This window comes from Lacisediminihabitans sp. H27-G8 (genome assembly GCF_046156175.1).
GTDB lineage: Bacteria > Actinomycetota > Actinomycetes > Actinomycetales > Microbacteriaceae > Lacisediminihabitans.
Map to the genome: position 1 here is coordinate 16,676 of NZ_JAYLVL010000002.1, position 16,788 is coordinate 33,463.

Annotated in this window: 19 protein-coding genes and 1 tRNA gene; 9 read left to right on the forward strand and 11 right to left on the reverse strand. The window is 66.8% G+C overall.

What is annotated here, in order from left to right:
• Position 1: 1 nt before the first annotated feature.
• Positions 2 to 859 (reverse strand): dihydropteroate synthase, encoded by an 858-nt coding sequence (gene folP, locus VLI63_RS04845; RefSeq protein WP_409155789.1) that lies wholly within the window; start codon positions 857 to 859, stop codon positions 2 to 4.
• 108 nt (positions 860 to 967) lie between these two features.
• Here folP and VLI63_RS04850 point away from each other — a divergent pair, with 108 nt between their 5' ends.
• From VLI63_RS04850 to VLI63_RS04860, 3 genes are all read left to right on the forward strand, one after another.
• On the forward strand, positions 968 to 1,660 hold the full coding sequence (locus tag VLI63_RS04850; protein WP_185201565.1) for a response regulator transcription factor: 693 nt from the start codon (positions 968 to 970) through the stop codon (positions 1,658 to 1,660).
• 67 nt (positions 1,661 to 1,727) lie between these two features.
• Complete coding sequence (locus VLI63_RS04855) at positions 1,728 to 3,398, forward strand: sensor histidine kinase (protein WP_409155790.1); 1,671 nt, start codon at positions 1,728 to 1,730, stop codon at positions 3,396 to 3,398.
• 87 nt (positions 3,399 to 3,485) lie between these two features.
• Positions 3,486 to 3,776, forward strand: a complete 291-nt coding sequence (locus tag VLI63_RS04860; protein ID WP_185201567.1) for a WXG100 family type VII secretion target — start codon at positions 3,486 to 3,488, stop codon at positions 3,774 to 3,776.
• A 1,079-nt stretch (positions 3,777 to 4,855) separates the two neighbouring features.
• Here VLI63_RS04860 and groL read toward each other — a convergent pair.
• From groL to VLI63_RS04895, 7 genes are all read right to left on the reverse strand, one after another.
• Entirely contained in the window at positions 4,856 to 6,484 is a 1,629-nt protein-coding gene (gene groL / locus VLI63_RS04865) for a chaperonin GroEL (RefSeq protein ID WP_185201568.1), read from the reverse strand.
• A 125-nt stretch (positions 6,485 to 6,609) separates the two neighbouring features.
• Positions 6,610 to 7,650: a DUF3048 domain-containing protein gene (locus VLI63_RS04870; protein ID WP_409155791.1), complete on the reverse strand. Its 1,041-nt coding sequence runs from the start codon at positions 7,648 to 7,650 to the stop codon at positions 6,610 to 6,612.
• A gap of 47 nt (positions 7,651 to 7,697) precedes the next feature.
• Positions 7,698 to 7,904, reverse strand: a complete 207-nt coding sequence (locus tag VLI63_RS04875) for a cold-shock protein (RefSeq protein WP_354574317.1) — start codon at positions 7,902 to 7,904, stop codon at positions 7,698 to 7,700.
• Positions 7,905 to 8,020: 116 nt separating this feature from the next.
• Entirely contained in the window at positions 8,021 to 8,590 is a 570-nt protein-coding gene (locus tag VLI63_RS04880; RefSeq protein ID WP_409155792.1) for a LytR C-terminal domain-containing protein, read from the reverse strand.
• Positions 8,591 to 8,611: 21 nt separating this feature from the next.
• Positions 8,612 to 8,926: a DUF3263 domain-containing protein gene (locus tag VLI63_RS04885; protein ID WP_409155793.1), complete on the reverse strand. Its 315-nt coding sequence runs from the start codon at positions 8,924 to 8,926 to the stop codon at positions 8,612 to 8,614.
• 92 nt (positions 8,927 to 9,018) lie between these two features.
• Entirely contained in the window at positions 9,019 to 9,981 is a 963-nt protein-coding gene (locus VLI63_RS04890; protein WP_409155794.1) for a DUF2332 domain-containing protein, read from the reverse strand.
• On the reverse strand, positions 9,982 to 10,440 hold the full coding sequence (locus VLI63_RS04895; protein ID WP_409155795.1) for a GNAT family N-acetyltransferase: 459 nt from the start codon (positions 10,438 to 10,440) through the stop codon (positions 9,982 to 9,984).
• Between the two features lie 70 nt (positions 10,441 to 10,510).
• Here VLI63_RS04895 and msrB point away from each other — a divergent pair, with 70 nt between their 5' ends.
• Together msrB and VLI63_RS04905 are read left to right on the forward strand one after the other, a co-directional pair.
• Positions 10,511 to 10,933: a peptide-methionine (R)-S-oxide reductase MsrB gene (msrB, locus tag VLI63_RS04900; protein ID WP_409155796.1), complete on the forward strand. Its 423-nt coding sequence runs from the start codon at positions 10,511 to 10,513 to the stop codon at positions 10,931 to 10,933.
• A 7-nt stretch (positions 10,934 to 10,940) separates the two neighbouring features.
• On the forward strand, positions 10,941 to 11,486 hold the full coding sequence (locus tag VLI63_RS04905) for a nitroreductase family protein (protein ID WP_409155797.1): 546 nt from the start codon (positions 10,941 to 10,943) through the stop codon (positions 11,484 to 11,486).
• Here the strand turns inward: VLI63_RS04905 and VLI63_RS04910 are convergent.
• Positions 11,473 to 12,432: a DMT family transporter gene (locus VLI63_RS04910; RefSeq protein ID WP_409155798.1), complete on the reverse strand. Its 960-nt coding sequence runs from the start codon at positions 12,430 to 12,432 to the stop codon at positions 11,473 to 11,475. The two genes, VLI63_RS04905 and VLI63_RS04910, sit on opposite strands and share 14 nt — an antisense overlap.
• 64 nt (positions 12,433 to 12,496) lie before the next feature.
• Here VLI63_RS04910 and VLI63_RS04915 point away from each other — a divergent pair.
• Positions 12,497 to 12,570, forward strand: a tRNA-Thr gene (locus VLI63_RS04915).
• Positions 12,571 to 12,718: 148 nt separating this feature from the next.
• On the opposite strand, the gene VLI63_RS04920 is transcribed toward VLI63_RS04915, so the two are convergent.
• Positions 12,719 to 13,813, reverse strand: coding sequence for a hypothetical protein (locus tag VLI63_RS04920; RefSeq protein WP_409155799.1), 1,095 nt, complete (start codon positions 13,811 to 13,813; stop codon positions 12,719 to 12,721).
• A gap of 293 nt (positions 13,814 to 14,106) precedes the next feature.
• Complete coding sequence (locus VLI63_RS04925; RefSeq protein ID WP_409155800.1) at positions 14,107 to 14,445, reverse strand: YciI family protein; 339 nt, start codon at positions 14,443 to 14,445, stop codon at positions 14,107 to 14,109.
• Positions 14,446 to 14,536: 91 nt separating this feature from the next.
• Here VLI63_RS04925 and VLI63_RS04930 point away from each other — a divergent pair, with 91 nt between their 5' ends.
• The 3 genes from VLI63_RS04930 (at position 14,537) to VLI63_RS04940 (ending at position 16,771) form a co-directional block, all read left to right on the forward strand.
• Entirely contained in the window at positions 14,537 to 15,253 is a 717-nt protein-coding gene (locus VLI63_RS04930; protein ID WP_409155801.1) for a hypothetical protein, read from the forward strand.
• A gap of 101 nt (positions 15,254 to 15,354) precedes the next feature.
• Entirely contained in the window at positions 15,355 to 15,837 is a 483-nt protein-coding gene (locus tag VLI63_RS04935) for a histidine kinase (RefSeq protein ID WP_409155802.1), read from the forward strand.
• A gap of 88 nt (positions 15,838 to 15,925) precedes the next feature.
• A complete protein-coding gene (locus tag VLI63_RS04940; protein ID WP_409155803.1) occupies positions 15,926 to 16,771 on the forward strand; it encodes a DUF4097 family beta strand repeat-containing protein in 846 nt (281 codons plus the stop codon).
• Positions 16,772 to 16,788 lie beyond the last annotated feature (17 nt).

The following is a 16,788-nucleotide window of genomic DNA, read 5'->3' on the forward strand; positions in this document are numbered from 1 at the left end:
ATCAGACGTTGTGACGCGCGTAGGCGGGCTGACGGAATCCCAGCACGGCTTCGGTGAGCCGCACCGCGTCGACGGCGGCGGGCACGTCGTGCATCCGCACGATCCTGGCGCCGTTCATGATGCAGATGACGGCGGCGGCGATCGAACCGGACTGCCGCTGCCCCTGCTCCCGGTCGATGGCCTCACCGATGAAGTCCTTGTTCGATACCGCAGCGAGCGTCGGCAACCCGATCGCCGCGACCTCCTGCAGTCGCCGGGTGATCTCCAGGGTGTGCAGCGTGTTCTTGTTGAGATCGTGTCCGGGGTCGATGACCAGGCGATCCCGGGGGATGCCCGCGGCCTCAGCCTGCTCCACCCGTGCGCGCAGGTAGTCGACCACCTCGGCGATCACGTCGTCGTACTGCGGGCTCTGCGGCTCGCTGCGCGGAACGCCGTTGCTGTGGGTGATCACGAGAGTCGCGCTGCTCTCCGACACGACCTGTGCCATGTCGGCGTCGGAGAAGCCGCTGGTGTCGTTGATGACGGATGCCCCGGCCTCGATGCTGCGCCGAGCGACCTCCGCGTTGGTGGTGTCCACGGAGATCACCACGTCGCTGCGCGCATGGATGGCCGCGATCACCGGCACGACTCGGTCGATCTCCTCCGCGAGACTCACCGGGTCTCCGCGGCCGAATGGCACGCCCCCGATGTCCACCCAGTCGGCTCCGGCGGCCGCCGCGGCCAGCGCGGCATCGACGGCCCGGTCGAGAGCGAAAGTGGCTCCCTTGTCGAAGAAGGAGTCCGGCGTGCGATTGATGATCGCCATCACCGCGACCTGCCGGTCGAAGTCGAAGGTGCGGCTTCCGATGATGCGATTCACGATCACAGACTAGCCACGCGATCCCGGATTCCCGCCGAGAATCGGCAGCTCGAGAGATCCGTCCCCCATACTCAGGAAGCGCACAGCTGACGCGCAGATACTGGTGCCATGAGCGATGGCCCGAAGATCCTGATTGTCGACGACGAACCGAATATCCGCGACCTGCTGACGACGAGCCTGCGGTTCGCCGGTTTCGCCGTGCGCGCCGTGGGAAATGGGGCACAGGCCATCTCGGCCGTGCTCGAGGAGGAGCCCGACCTCATCATCCTCGACGTGATGCTGCCGGACATGAACGGATTCGGCGTGACCAAGCGCCTCCGGTCGAGCGGGTATACCTCGCCGATTCTCTTCCTCACGGCCAAGGACGACACCGAAGACAAGATCACCGGTCTGACTGTCGGTGGCGACGATTACGTCACCAAGCCATTCAGCCTCGATGAGATCGTCGCGCGCATCAAGGCGATCCTCCGCCGCACCATGCAGGACGAGGAAGACGCGATCATCCGCGCCGGCGAACTGACCATGGACCAGGACACCCACGAGGTGACCATCGGATCCGAGCAGATCGAGCTGAGCCCGACCGAGTTCAAACTGCTCCGCTACCTCATGCTGAACCCCAACCGTGTTCTCTCCAAGGCGCAGATCCTCGATCACGTCTGGGAATACGACTTCAACGGCGACGCCGGCATCGTGGAGAGCTACATCTCCTACCTGCGCCGCAAGCTCGACCAGTATTCCGAAGAGCCGGTGATCCAGACCAAGCGCGGCTTCGGCTACATGCTCAAGGCCGCGCGGGCCTGAGCATCCCCCGCAGAGCTTTCGATACGGGGGTCGCTTTCAGGGTGTGCGCCGTAATCTGGATCTCCTGATGCACGAGAAACTCACGCGATGGTGGAGCGGCGTCTCCCTTCGCACCAAGATCACCGGCGTGACCGTGCTTCTGGTGACCCTCGGACTGCTCGTCGCCGGCGTCGGCACCATGACGGTGCTGCGCACCTACCTGCTCGCGGATGCCGACGCGAAGATGACGAAATACGCCCAGGCCGTGCCCGGGTACACCAAGACCGGTGCGAAGACCTGTGACGCGCTGCCCGGGATCAACGACTACTACCTCGCCGTGCTCGACACCAACGGTGACGAGCTCTGCAATAACGGCGCGCTGACGCATTCGGCACCGAACGTGCCATCGATGCCCTTCAACACCGTGATCAAGACCGGTGGTGTGCCATTCACCGTCTGGGACAAAGAACACGACGACCAGTGGCGCATCGTGGCCGTTCCGCGCAACATCGTCGACTCCGCGGACTACGTCACCGTCGTTGTCGCGGTCGACCTCGTGAGTTCCGACAAACTGATCAACCAGTTCCTGGTGATCTTCCTCGGCTTCGGGCTCGCGGTGATCGTGCTCGGTGCCGCGCTCACCCGGCTGCTCGTGACCTCCACTTTCACTCCGCTGCGCGAGGTCGAGGCGACCGCCGCCGCGATCGCCGACGGGGACTTCAGCCAGCGGCTGCAGGGCGCCACGCCGAACACCGAGGTGGGGCGGCTCAATCGTTCGCTCAACACCATGCTCAACCGCATCGACCGGGCCTTCTCCGACCGCGCGCGCACCATCGATCAGATGCGCCGGTTCGTCGGGGATGCCAGCCACGAGCTGCGCACTCCGCTCGTCTCTGTGCGCGGCTATGCCGAGCTGTACCGCATGGGCGCGCTACAGAAGCCCGAAGACGTGGCTCAGGCGATGGAACGCATCGAGAAGGAGGCGATCCGCATGGGCGAGCTCGTCTCCGACCTGCTGGAACTCGCCCGCATCGATGAGGCGAAGCCGCTGCAACTCGGCGCCGTCGACCTCGTGCCGATCGCCCATGATGCCGCCCTCGATGCCATGGCTTCCGCCCCGAAGCGCACGGTCAGCGTGATCGTCGCGAAGGCTGCACCCTCGACGACGGATGCACCCTCGACGACGGATGCCCCGGCAGTACCCGTCTCTCCTGCACGCCCCACGGGCGCGCCGGCCGCGACCGGTCCCATCCGCTTCGCCGGGGCGCAACTCGCCCGTCTCCGCCGTCGCCAGGCGCGCGGTGAGTTCCCGACGATGCCGATCGAGATCGTCGCGCCCGTCGTGGACGCCGTGGAGCAACCCGCCGTCGTGCTCGCCGAGGAGAACAAGATCCGGCAGGTCGTCACGAACCTGATGGGCAATGCGATGCGGTTCACTCCGGATGACTCGCCGCTCGAGATCGTCGTGTCGGTCGACTCCGCCCGGGGTGTCGGCGTGCTCGAGGTGGTGGACCACGGGGAGGGGATCCCGCCGCAGATCCGCGACAAGATCTTCCAGCGGTTCTGGCGGGCGGACTCGTCGCGCACCCGCGAGACCGGCGGCAGTGGACTGGGGCTCGCGATCGTCTCCGGCATCATCGCCTCCCACAAGGGAGAGGTGACCGTTCGGGAGACTCCCGGAGGTGGCGCCACCTTCCGGGTGAGCCTTCCACTCCTCCCCGAGGACTACACTCCCGCCGCTGCCCCCAAGCGCGACTGACGCGGGCTCGCACGCCGCGACCGGAGGTTAGCGTCGGGGAGCGATCCGACCCATCCGGTGTGCGGACGTGAACCCACGGAGGCAGACATGACGCGCTATCAGGTCGACAGCGAAGCGGTACTCGCGGCGACAACGGCCGCGAAGGGCACCATCGGTCGAATTCAGGGCGAGGTCGGCGCCCTTCACGGACAGCTCACCAGCCTGCAGGCATCCTGGTCGGGACCCGCGGCCACTGCGTTCCAGGGCGCGGTGACGGAGTGGAAGGGCCTCGAACAGCGTGTCGAAGAGGTACTGGCGGCCATGGGCACGGCGCTCGGGCATGCCGGGCAGCAGTATGCCGAGATCGAGGCGGCGAACACCCGGTTGTTCGCACACTGAGCGGTTACCGGGGCAGGGGCGGCTGGGCTGCCGGCTCGGGCGGGCAGGCGTGTGGCGGGTGGGCATGCAGTCACGGGCGGGCAGGCGTGTGGCGGGTGGGCATGCAGTCACGGGCGGGCAGGCGCGTGGCGGCCAACCGTCACAAACCGCTGGCCACAATCCCCCAAAGAGCACTTGCTGACGGATCGGCCGCCGGATGTCCCACTCTGAGCAAGCACCAGCCCCCTGCCCATCCGCCAACCGTCACAAAGCGCTGGCCACCGCCCCCGAACGAGCACTTACCGACGGACCGGCCGCCGGATGTCCCACTCTGAGCAAGCACCAGCCCCCCTGCCCATCCGCCAGCCGTCACAAACCGCTGGCCACAATCCCCCAAAGAGCACTTGCTGACGGATCGGCCGCCGGATGTCCCACTCTGAGCAAGCACCAGCCCCTGCCCATCCGCCAACCGTCACAAAGCGCTGGCCACCGCCCCCGAAAGAGCACTTACCGACGGACCAGTATGCGGATCGCCCATCCACAGCGAGCACCAGCCCCTGCCCAACCGCCGACTGAGGGCTGCCGACTGCTGACAGCTGCAAACCGCTGGCGGCCGCCCCCGAAGGAGCACTTACTGACGGACTGGCTCGCGGATGACCCACCCCTAGCAAGCGCCACCCGGCCCATCCGCCAGCGCCACCCCTGCCCATCCGCCAGCGCCACCCCTGCCCATCCGCCAGCGCCACCCCTGCCCATCGGCCAGCGCCACCCGGCCCATCGGCCAGCGCCACCCGGCCCATCCGCCAGCGCCACCCGGCCCATCCGCCAGCGCCACCCGGCCCATCGGCCAACCGTCACAAACCGCTGGCCACCGCCCCCGAAGGAGCACTTACTGACGAGTCGGCCGGGAGATGGCCCAGCTGTAGCTAGCACTAGCCCATCGACCATCCGCGAACAGTCGCAAACTGTCCGCGAGATCGGTCGGTCGAGCGTCTTGTGACGGATCGCTGAGGCAACCTGGTCACCGCCACACACGACAGCAGGGCGCCTCCCAAAGGAGACGCCCTGCTGTCTGGTCGTTCTTGCCGTGCTGGCGGGACTTAGAAGTCCATGCCGCCCGACGGGTCGCCCATCGGTGCTGCAGCCTTCTCGGGCTTGTCAGCGACGACGACCTCGGTGGTGAGGAACAAGCCGGCGATCGACGCTGCGTTGAGCAGGGCCGAGCGGGTGACCTTCACCGGGTCGTTGATTCCGGCGAGGAGCATGTCGACATACTCACCGGTCGCGGCGTTGAGGCCGTGTCCGGTGGGCAGGTTGCGCACCTTCTCGGCGACGACACCGGACTCGAGACCGGCGTTGAGCGCGATCTGCTTGAGCGGGGCGTCCACGGCGACCTTGACGATGTTCGCTCCGGTCGCCTCGTCACCCGTGAGACCGGTGAGGGCCTCGGAGGCGAAGGCGATTGCGCCGGCCTGGATGAGGGCGACGCCACCACCGGCGACGATGCCCTCTTCGACGGCGGCCTTCGCGTTGCGAACGGCGTCCTCGATGCGGTGCTTGCGCTCCTTGAGCTCGACCTCGGTCGCGGCTCCGGCCTTGATGACCGCAACGCCACCGGCGAGCTTCGCGAGACGCTCCTGGAGCTTCTCACGGTCGTAGTCGGAGTCGGTGTTCTCGATCTCTGCACGGATCTGCTTGACGCGACCGGCGATGGCCTCGGCGTCGCCGGAGCCCTCGATGATCGTGGTCTCGTCCTTGGTGACGACGACCTTGCGGGCACGGCCGAGCAGGTCGAGGGTGGCGTTCTCGAGCTTGAGTCCGACCTCCTCGGAGATGACCTGGCCACCGGTGAGGATAGCGATGTCCTGCAGCTGAGCCTTGCGACGGTCGCCGAAGCCCGGAGCCTTGACGGCGACGGACTTGAAGATGCCACGGATCTTGTTGACGACGAGAGTAGCGAGAGCCTCGCCATCCACGTCCTCAGCGATGATGAGGAGCTGCTTGCCCGACTGGATGACCTTGTCCACGACCGGGAGGAGGTCCTTGATGTTGGAGACCTTGGAGTTGACGATCAGGATGTAGGGGTCTTCGAAGACCGCTTCCTGGCGCTCCGGGTCGGTCACGAAGTACGCTGACAGGTAGCCCTTGTCGAAGCGCATGCCCTCGGTGAGCTCGAGCTCGGTTCCGAAGGTGTTCGACTCCTCGACGGTGACGACACCCTCCTTGCCGACCTTGTCGATCGCTTCCGCGATGAGGGCGCCGATCTCGGGGTCCCCGGCAGAGATGGAGGCGGTGGCCGCGATCTCCTCCTTGGTCTCGATCTCCTTGGCACCGGCGACGAGGGCGGCGATGACTGCCGTGACGGCCTTGTCGATGCCGCGCTTGAGGCTGATCGGGTCGGCGCCGGCCGCGACGTTGCGCAGTCCTTCGCGCACGAGGGCCTGGGCGAGAACGACGGAGGTGGTCGTGCCGTCGCCGGCGACGTCATCCGTCTTCTTCGCTACCTCTTTGACGAGCTCCGCACCGATCTTCTCGTACGGGTCGTCGAGTTCGATCTCTTTGGCGATGGAGACACCGTCGTTCGTGATGGTGGGGGCGCCCCACTTCTTCTCGAGTACGACGTTGCGGCCGCGCGGGCCGAGGGTCACCTTGACGGCGTCGGCCAGGATGTTGAGGCCGCGCTCGAGGCCGCGACGGGCCTCCTCGTTGAAAGCAATGATCTTTGCCATGTGTGTTTTTCGTCCTTCCGGGACGTCATGTAAGCAACAGCTATTGGCACTCTCAATAAGGGAGTGCTAAATGATTCTGGCACTCTCCCCCTGAGAGTGCAAGTGAGCTTCGGGGTCGTGCAGCTCTAGCCGGGAGCGACGACCGAGACGGATCCCGCCGAGGGAACCAGCTCGATCCAGGTGTTGCCGACGGCGAGGAGCACTGGTGCCCCCGCGTCATCGGCGAGATGGATCGGATCCGTCGCCGATGCCTTGGTCCAGCTCGCGTGAACGGTGCGCCCGCCGGAGGAGATCCAGGCCTCACCCGAGCCGATCAGGTTGGTCTTTGGCACGTTCTGGTCGGTGGTAACCGTGACCCGCATGACGACGACGTTCGTGGTGGAGAGTTGCGCCCCCGCGCTGTCGAGGTCGGGGCCGGTGCCCTGGGACCGGAGGAAGACGGCCTTTGTGGCATCCCACGTCCAGCTGCCGGTGGTCACACCGGAGAACGCGTAGCTGATCGCAGCCGTCGGGGTCCCGGCCGTGGCCGCGGTCGACGCGGGGGCGGGAGCGTACTGGAACTGCTGAGCCGGGGCGGGGATATCCGCGTGCTGGGCGAGCAGCTCAGGGGCCTTGACGAGCACGTTGTGGGGCGCCGCCTTTGTCGGGGTTCGGAAGAAGGTGCTCGCCGTGTCCGCCTGGCCGTGGATGGCGTTGTACACGGGTGTCTTGCGCATGAGGTCGATGAAGCGTTGCTGGCCGCCGGAATAGCAGATGATGCCGCCGAGTGGCGAGACGATGTCCGGATCCATCGGTCGGATGGAGCGCACGGGACCGATCAGAGCGGGGATGCTGGATTGCCAGACTGCGACGTAGCGGGTGAGACCGCCCTCGACCAGTTCCTGGTAGACGAGGTCGGTGCTCTCCAGGCCGACCTGCGGTCGCGCGGAGGGCAGGTTGTCGATCTTCGCCGCGATCGACGCATGGTCGAGGGATCCCGCGGGCACCGTCGTTCCGCGCAGTGGCGCGATCGAGGTCGGCGGCGCCGTGACCGTCGCTGTGGGGCTCGGGGTCGGGCTCGCCGACGGCTTCGCCTTCTGCGTAACGCAACCCGACATCGACAGGCCGAGCCCGATTGCGAGAGTCAGCGAGAGTAGTGCGCGCACCCGTGCCGGCGTATCCCCCATGCGCACAGAATAGCCGCGCTCGGGGGCGACGGCCGGGCCATTGGACCCTACTGGGCCAGGCGCACCGATTCGGCCTGCGGGCCCTTGTTGCCGGTGCCGACCTCGAAGGTCACTTTCTGCCCCTCTTCGAGCACCTTGTAGCCACCCATGTCAATCGCGGAGTAGTGGACGAAGACATCCTGCCCGCCACCTTCTTCCGTGATGAAGCCGTAGCCCTTTTCAGCGTTGAACCACTTGACGGTTCCGTTCGCCATCGAATACTCCCTGTGTTTCGCCTCCGGCTGCCGCTGTCAGCAACCAATCCCAGATAGTAATGGCGATTCGGGCAAATCGGAACGAATTAAACCTCAGCGAAACACGGGGCGGCGGATCAGCCTGCGGGAAGCTTGTAGTCGCTGCCGAGCACCACGGTGATCGGCGATCCCGGGTAGGCCGCCGAGAGCCGGATTTCCCCGATCTTGAGCGACAGCACCATGGCCCGCGCCGCCGCTTCGTTCGCTGCGTCGCCGTAGTAGACGACGGTCTTGGTGATGTCGGTGGATCCGGCATTCGTGCGCGATCCGATCTGCTCGGATGCTCCGGCCCAGCCCTGCTTGACGAGGTCGTTCCCGGCAGCGGTCGCGAGTCCCTTGGTGGTGGTGCCGTTCAGCACGGTGATCGCCAGTGCGGGATCGATCTTGGGCGTGATGGTCGGCGTCGGAGTGGGAGTCGGCGTCGGGCTCGCTTTCGCTGTCGCCGTCGCCGTCGCGAACGGGAGGTCGATGGTGCCCCGGATGACCGCAAGGCCGAACAGTCCCGCGGCCACCAGCACACCGGTGGCGAGCGCAGCCCAGGCGAACGCGATCCATCCGCGGCCCCGCTGGGGAGCGGAACGGTGCGCGCCGGTGCGCAACAGGTCGTCAGGCACGCTGTCGAAGCGGTCAGTCGATGTGTTCGCCATCAGTTCTTTTCGTCGATTCGGTTACTGGGATGTGGAGTCGGCGGTGCCGAGAACCCGGGCGGATCGCGCGTCGGTGCGGGCATCCCGCAGTCGCTGCAGCCGTCTCACCAACAGGGGATCGAAGAGGATGGCTTCCGGCAGGTCGAGCGCCGCGTTCAGCAATTGATAGTACCGGGCCGCCGGAAGGTTGAACTCCGCTCGGATTGCCGCCTCTTTCGCCCCGGCATGCGACCACCACTGGCGTTCGAACACCAGAATGCTCTGTTCCCGGGCGGGAAGGGCCGCGATCTCCGGGGTCGCTGAGGGCGTGTCAGACCGCTCGGATGAGGCTGGCACAGGTTCTCCCTCCGCTCTGCGGCAATACTAGGGCGGCCTTGCTGTGTGCAGCCGGAGGCACCGCCCGCGCCGCGAAGATGGGCCGAGACCGCCTACGGCGTGGCGATCCAGTCGAGGGACTGGCCGTGCGCTCCCGTGAAGGCGAGCGGGACCTCATCGAGGGCGAGCACGAACCGACCGTCGGATCCCCCGTCGTCAGGCAGCGCCGCCCGCACGGTAGGCAAGCCGCGCACCCCCTCGAGCGAGATCCAGCGGGTGTCGAGGGCGCGCACGACGTCCACGAACCGCATCCGCTCTGCGAAGGGCAGGTAGACGAGCACCGCACTCGTGATCACGACGAGGGTCGCGCCATCCGGGGCCTCCGCGGCGAGAGACGCCAGTTGCGAGGCATCCCCCCGCACCACACGAGGCGGGTCGGTCGCTGCGATGCGGATGGAGGCCCGCAACCGTGCGCGGCGCTCGTGCTGCTCCGGCCAGACCAGCGTCTCGAGCCAGCGCGTGTCGTCGGCGTCCTCCACATCGAGCGGACGGAGGTCGATGCCCGCGCGCCAGACGACATCCGGCACCTCGGTGGGGCGGGGCATGTTGCCCGTCGTCGCACACTCGAGCAGCACGGTGCTCGGCCCGACGGGTGGATCGATCGCCGCCCCGCCGTCGTAGGAGTAGCTGTATCGGTCGGGGAAGAGGCAGAGGCCGGCGCTCGCCCCGACTTCGAGCAGGGCGAGGGGGCCCGGGACGAGCGCAAGGGCGGGCAGAAGCGACGCGCACCGCCGCGCCTCATTCGTCTGGGTGCTGCGGGCCAGCGCCTCGAGCTCGACCTCGGACCAGTGCTGCAGAAGCCAGCCGCGCAGGCTCGGGTAGTCGGCCTCCGGTGCCCCGAGCAGGCGAGCGCAGGCGAAGATGAGATTGGGTTGCCGCTTCTGCAGGGGCAACTCGTCGATGAGAGCGATCAGCGTCGGGTCATCCGCCACGCCGAGCGCCCACTCCTCGTAGATGGCCGACTCGCCCCGCGCTTCGAGCTCGCCGAAACCCCGGTACCAGGTGGCGGTGTCCATTCAGCGCCGTGCGCGGTACATCGAGATATGGGGGATGCCGGCCTCGATGTACTTGTCGCCGAAGGACTCGAATCCGAACTTGGCATACAGCGGGGCGATGTAGTCCTGGGCGTGCAGAAGCATGGACTCGTGACCGTGCTGCTCCATCACCCGGCCCACGAGGAGCTGCGCCAGGCCTTCGCCGCGACGATCCGCGCGCACGACGACCCGCCCGACGATGTGGCGGGCGTCGAGATGGGTCGCTTCGGCGTCCACGAGCACGCGCAGGTAGGCGGCCGCGCCCGAAGCATCCGCAATCCAGAGGTGCTCGGTGGTCGCCTCCTGGTCGCGATTGTCGAGTTCTTCCTCATCGATGCGCTGCTCGACGAAGAAGACGTCGGTGCGAAGCTTGAGTACGGAGTACAGCTCCTCCAGTGTGAGTTGACTCCACGATTTCTGGACGATGGAACATTCGGGCATACTGCCGAGTTTAATGAGAGGCGCACTGAGTTTTATCGGATGCGCACTGAGGCACCGGAAGGAACCGACCATGAGCAAGAACACCGACAACACGCAGTACCCCGTCGCCAAGAGCGATTCGGAATGGCGAGCAGAGCTCGACCCCACCCGATTCTCCATCCTGCGTGAGGCGGCCACGGAGCGCCCGTGGTCGGGAGCACTGCTCGACGAGAAGCGCGCCGGGGTCTACACCTGTGGCGCCTGTCACGCCGAGCTCTTCGCCAGCAACACCAAGTTCGACTCCGGATCGGGATGGCCCAGCTTCTACGAGTCGGTCAACCCCGACGCCGTGATCCTCAAGACCGACAAGAGCCTGTTCATGACCCGCACCGAGGTGCTGTGCGCCAACTGCGGTTCGCACCTCGGGCATCTCTTCGATGACGCCTACCAGACGCCCACCGGCGACCGGTACTGCATGAACTCGCTGTCCCTCGAGTTCAAGGAAGAGGGCTAGAGCCCCGATGTCGCTACTGGATGCCGTCAGCCGCCGCCGCTCGCAACCGAAGGTCACCGCTGACGCACCCAGCCACGCCGAACTGCTGCCCCTCGTGGCGGCGGCGTCCTCCGTCGCCGACCACGCGGCGCTGCGCCCCTGGCGCCTCATCGAACTCCGCGGGGCTGCGCGCGAGCGACTCGGCGCGGCGTTCGTCGAGGCGAGCGGCCTGGAGGGCGCGGATGCCGCGAAGCTCGCAGCCAAGCCGCTGCGGGCATCACTGCTGATCGCCGTGGTCGAGGCAGTGCAGCCCAGCCACAAGGTGGCCGACTGGGAGCAGGAGGCGGTGGCAGCCGGTGTCGCCCACACTCTCAGCCTGTTGCTGGATGACGCGGGCTGGGGCGTGATGTGGCGCACCGGGCACCTTACCCGCTCGCTTCCCGTGCGCGTGATGCACCACCTGGCCGACAACGAGCAGCTGCTCGGCTGGCTTTATGTCGGAGGACGTGAGCACGGCGAGAAGGCCGGCGAACGCAAGCCGTTCCCCGCCGAGGAGTACCTCAGCGCACTCTGAGCGCCCGGGACGGGATCGCGGCGATCGCGACGGCCACCAGGGTGAGCAGCGTGCCGATGACGGTGGAGGTCACCACCGTCTGGCCGGCGGCGGGCACAACGAGATCGAGCACGAGCGACATCACCAGCTGTCCGGCGACCGAACCGAGACCGAGAAGCAGCACTCCGGTGACCCGCACCACGACGACCGCTCCGCCGATGAAGATCGTGCCGATGAGTCCGCCGAGGTAGAGCACGGGGGTGGTCGGCATCCGCTCGGGAAGGCCCACGATCGCTTCGTGGATCAGGCAGGCCACGAGAAGCACCGTGGCACCGACCAGGAAGTTCATGAAGGTGGCGGTGAGGGCGGATCCGGCAACGCGTCGCACCTGGCCGTTGACCGCCTGCTGGAGGCCTACCGCCAATCCCGCGGCGAACGGCAGCAGCAGCATCCAGGCCGGGATGTCGCCGCCGAAGCCCGCCGAGACCGCCACACCGACCGCCACGAGAGCGAGCGCCGAGCCGAGAAGCCGGGTGACCGTGATCGCGGCCGGGGGCGTGTGGCCGATGCCGTTACGGTCGATGGCGAGTCCACTGATGGTCTGGCCGCAGACGACGGCCACGGTGAACAGTGCGACACCCAGCACCGCGCCGGTGATTCCCTGCGAGAGCACGAACAGGGCGCCGCCCGCTCCCCCGCACAGGTACCACCACGGTGTGGTTCCCTCGCGGACGGAGGCGAACGCCTTCGAGAGCCCCCGGCGGCCGGGCGCCCACGCGGCGAGCGCGACGACGAGGATGACGAGGCCGGAGCCGAAGGAGATGACCGCGGCGAGATAGCCGTCGGAGAGCGCCCGGCCCAACTCCCCGTTGACCCGTGACTGGGTCGCGGTGAGAACGCCGACCAGCACTGCGCCCGCGACCCCGATGGCGACGGCCGACCGGGAGTGCGCAGGTTCGGTCGTCATTGGTCCAAGGTTATCGGCAGCGGCACCCCACTCTGCGCACGCCAAGTAATATGAATACCCGTTCGCCCCCTTAGCTCAGTTGGCCAGAGCACCGCTCTTGTAAAGCGGGGGTCGTCGGTTCGAATCCGACAGGGGGCTCTCCACCGGTGTTCCAGTAGCGCCGTCTGCGGCGCACATCGAGACCCCCGTTAAGGCGCAAAAACAGGATTCGGGTGAGACAGAGGCACGATATCGCACCGCCGGACGGCGTGAGCTGCCCGGCGGCCAACCGCGTTCTAGTTGATTTTCACGTCGATGCCTGAGCGATTCCGGCGATAACACCGCACACGATTGCCAGGCCGTAGACCGCGACTCCAGCAACAAGTACTCGACTGACCGGGGTCCGAAGCCGCCGACCGGGCGCGGCGATAGCGTCGATCGCGGGGCCATCGAGACGGTCGTCCGCGTATCGCCGAGTCTGGCGCAGTGTCTTGGCTCCGAGCGTCTCGACGATGCGATCGGCGCGTTCATAGGTCAACGGTGAAAGCATGTCGAACGGTTTGTGGGAGTAGACAAACATCCAATCGTCCACGACCTCGACATCAAAAACCGCGGTCTCGTCGATCAGCAGCGCCATCAGGTCGGGTGTGAAGACGTAGAGAGCGTCTCGTTCATAGGCGATCGGCGCGTAGAGCGTGAAATATTGGCCGAAGTCTCCCTCCAATGGCAACACCTGATGCTTTGTGAAAGTGACGGGCAGGCGAGTACCGAACAACTTTTGATTCAGTCTCGATTGCATCACCATGTTGGGTACTTTGCGGTCCAGTCGAATGGCGAGGTAACCCCACTCGGGGACTTGGCGCGGGCCGATGTCGCCGACGTAACGAAAATTGCCGATTTCTACATGACGACTGCGATCGAACCGCATCACGTTGAAGCTTCGACGTGCCTCACCCTGGTTGAAGATTGTCCCCGCGTAGCGTGGATTCGTTATTCGAGGATGGAAGACGATCTCGTTCTGTTCGGCGAAGGCGGAGAGTCGAAACCATGTCTTCCATGGCGCCGCCGACACAACGTCCCGCCGAAAGATCTCCCAGAAGAACAACAGAATACGCCCGACCAGGGCTGCGAGGACACCGGCGATCACTCGAGTGAATATGGGGCCGACGAAGATCCCAGCGAGAAGCACGAACTGCACCGGAATGGTCGCAAGCGCCAGAACCGCCATGAAAATAGCTACCGGCAGGGCCTGCCTGAGATCTCTGCCCGCGATCGACTCCAACTCCGAGCCGCGCGAAGCCCGCTTGAATGCGCGAAGCATCTGGGGATCCGGTGCTGATTCCAGCGCCCCGTAGTTGCGCGGAGGTGCGACAGAGTTGTCTTTATCTCGAGTCCACGGCATGACTGAATACTGGCACGGAGAGCCAGAGGCCACGAGACACAGCCCTCGTCGCCCTGCTCCCGATCTTCAGCGAGAAATGCTGAGCGTCGGCGAAAAGTGTCCAACTCCATCGAGAATTGCGGAACTCCGCTGGATATCAGCACCGTCGCACCTCAGGTGACCGGTCCAATTCGCCCATCTCAGCGGGGTCGTCGGTTCGAATCCGACAGGGGGTTCTCCACCGGTGGTGGACGAGCGCCGTCTGCGGCGCCTATCGAGACCGCACCTTCCGCCAGGCTCGGCGCTTGCCCGGGCTAGCTGGCCGGGTCGTACATGAACTCTCGGAGTTCCTGCGCACACCGGCAGGCGACCGCGATCTTCCTCGACCACTCCACGGCATCTTTGCGCGTCGGCAATTCCAGGACGGTGAACCCGCCCTTGAGGCGACTGCCCGGATAGATCTCGGGAGCGACCGACCCATCGGCAGACACCAACACCGGATCGACCTGTTCGTCGATCCCTCCCCCGAACACGTAGACACCGGCCGCTTTGGCCTCCTCGATCACGGCGTGGGAGTCGGCGACCACGAACGGGAACTCCTCCTCGGTGAGCACCATGGCTTCGCTCGGGAAGGAGATGAGGTACTTGGTCATGCCGACATTGTGCTCCGCACGAGCGCTGCGCATCAAGAGTGAGTGCGTCATCGGCCTAGCGCTCTGTGGACCCCTCGGATACGGTCGGCGTATGAGCAATGTTCGGTTGAGCGTCGTGGTGGCCGGCGTCATCGTGTCCCTCGCGCTCTCGGGTTGCGCCGCCGTCGTCGGCCCGGCCCACCTGTCGAAGGCGGTGCCGTCATCCACACCCGCGATTGATCGTTTCGCCGTGCCGGATCTCGGCGCGAAACCCGCCCCGGCCGCTCCGCTGACGGATGCCGAAGCGGAGACCGCCCGGCTTGCGGAAGCGGACCGCCAGTGGGCGGACCTGGTCGCACTGCATCCCTCGGCCGTGCGCCCCACCGTCGACCTGATCGCCTACGGCACCGGTACCCCCCTGTTCGCCGCTTCGGTGCAGTGCATGAAGCAGGCGGGGTACCACGCGGCCCTCTCCCAAGAGGGCAACGGCTGGGAGTCCAGCGGACCGACCGTCGAGAGTGGGGACATTCCCGAGGACCAGGCGACGGCCTATGCGGTCGCCTCGTATGTGTGTTCCGTCCAACACTCCGGCCGGCCCGAGCCGCCCTATACGCAAGACGAGCTCCGCTACGTCTATCGCTATCTCGATGAGTACCTCGTGCCGTGCTGGACCCACTACGGTTTCACGGTCCGCACCAGCCCGCCCGGGCTTGACGCCTTCCTCGCCTCTCACGGCGCATGGTTCCCCCAGAGGTCCGGCTCCGGGTCGATCGGCGAAACCGAGATCGACACGGCCTGCCCCGCCCGTTCGCCCCTCCGCGAGCCCTGAGGCCACCCACTCCGAGTGGGCTCGACTCTGTCGAGGCATCTGCGCCTGCGTTGACACCAAAATCGTTTGACATGACACCACGATGGTGTCATGCTGATGTCATGGACTTGGGACCTTACGTCAGCGACCTGCAACGACAGTTGGTGGATGCCACCGCGAACGGCGCAGAAGACACCCGCCTCGCAGCGGAACGGCTCGCCGCCGGACTGGATGCCGCGACCCGGCTGGTGCTGCTCGACGCTCTCTCGGCGGCGGTCGGCGAAATCACCCGCGACCTCGCACCGGGCTCGGTCGACCTGCGACTCCGCGGACGCGAGGTCGAATTCGTGGTCACCACGGCGAGCGCCGAGACCGACGTCGACGAGGTGGCCGCCCTCGACATCGAGGATGCGAGCACCTCGCGCACCACCCTGCGACTGCCCGACGCGCTGAAGGCGCGGGTGGACGACGCGGCGGCCGCCGACGGCCTGTCGGTCAACACCTGGCTGGTGCGGGCTGTCGCCTCCGCCCTGCAGCCCCGACAACGACGGACCGCCCAGCGAACGCTGCGCACCGGCGACAACTTCGCCGGCTGGGCGCGATAGGCACCCGTACCCACCCCTCGCCCGAACCACCCACCTGCCCCCACCCGCGGGGCCTCTCGAGTACGCCTCCCGGAAGGACAGCGCCAGCATGCCCACTTACACGACCACCCTGCCGATCGACCTCGCCATCGACCTGCCCGTCGGTGCAGTCGACGTCATCGCCACTGACCGGGAAGACACGGTCGTGACGGTGACCGCAACGAATCCCGACCGCGCGGTGGACCGCCGGGGCGCGGAGGAGACGAGGGTCGACTTCGACGGCCAGCGACTCACCATCACGGCACCGAAACCCCGACTGAGCTGGATCGGCCCCACCGAGTCCGTCGACGTGCGGGTCGAGCTGCCCACGGGGTCTCGGCTCACCGCGGAGGTCGCGGCCGGCGGCATCCACACCGCCGGCCGCCTCGGAGCCACCCGCATCAAGAGTGGGATGGGCCCCGTCGAGCTCGCCATGACCGGGGACCTGTGGCTGCGGGCGGGGCACGGCAATGCGACCCTTGGAACCGTCGATGGCGAACTCCAGGTCACGGCCGACCACGGACAGATCCGGGTCGGGGTCGTCACCGGAGACTCCATCCTCAAGGCCTCGCACGGAACGGTCACGGTCGGCGAGTCGGGCGGAGAGCTCGAGGCGAATCTCTCCTACGGCGACCTCGACATCACCACAGCGCTCGCCTCGGTGACCGCGAAGACCGCCTACGGCAGCATCCAGCTCGGCGCCGTCTCGAGCGGTTCGATCCAGGTCGAGAGCGGTTTCGGCCAGGTGACGATCGGCGTGCGCACCGGGGTGCCGGCGTGGCTCGACCTCGCCTCCAAGAACGGACACGTGCGCAACCAGCTCGATGGCGACCGTGCCCCCGAACCCTCCGAAGAGACCGTCGCCGTGCGAGCCCGCACGCAGTGGGGCGACATCACCATCACCCGAGCGCCCTGAAAACCGGGCCGACGAAG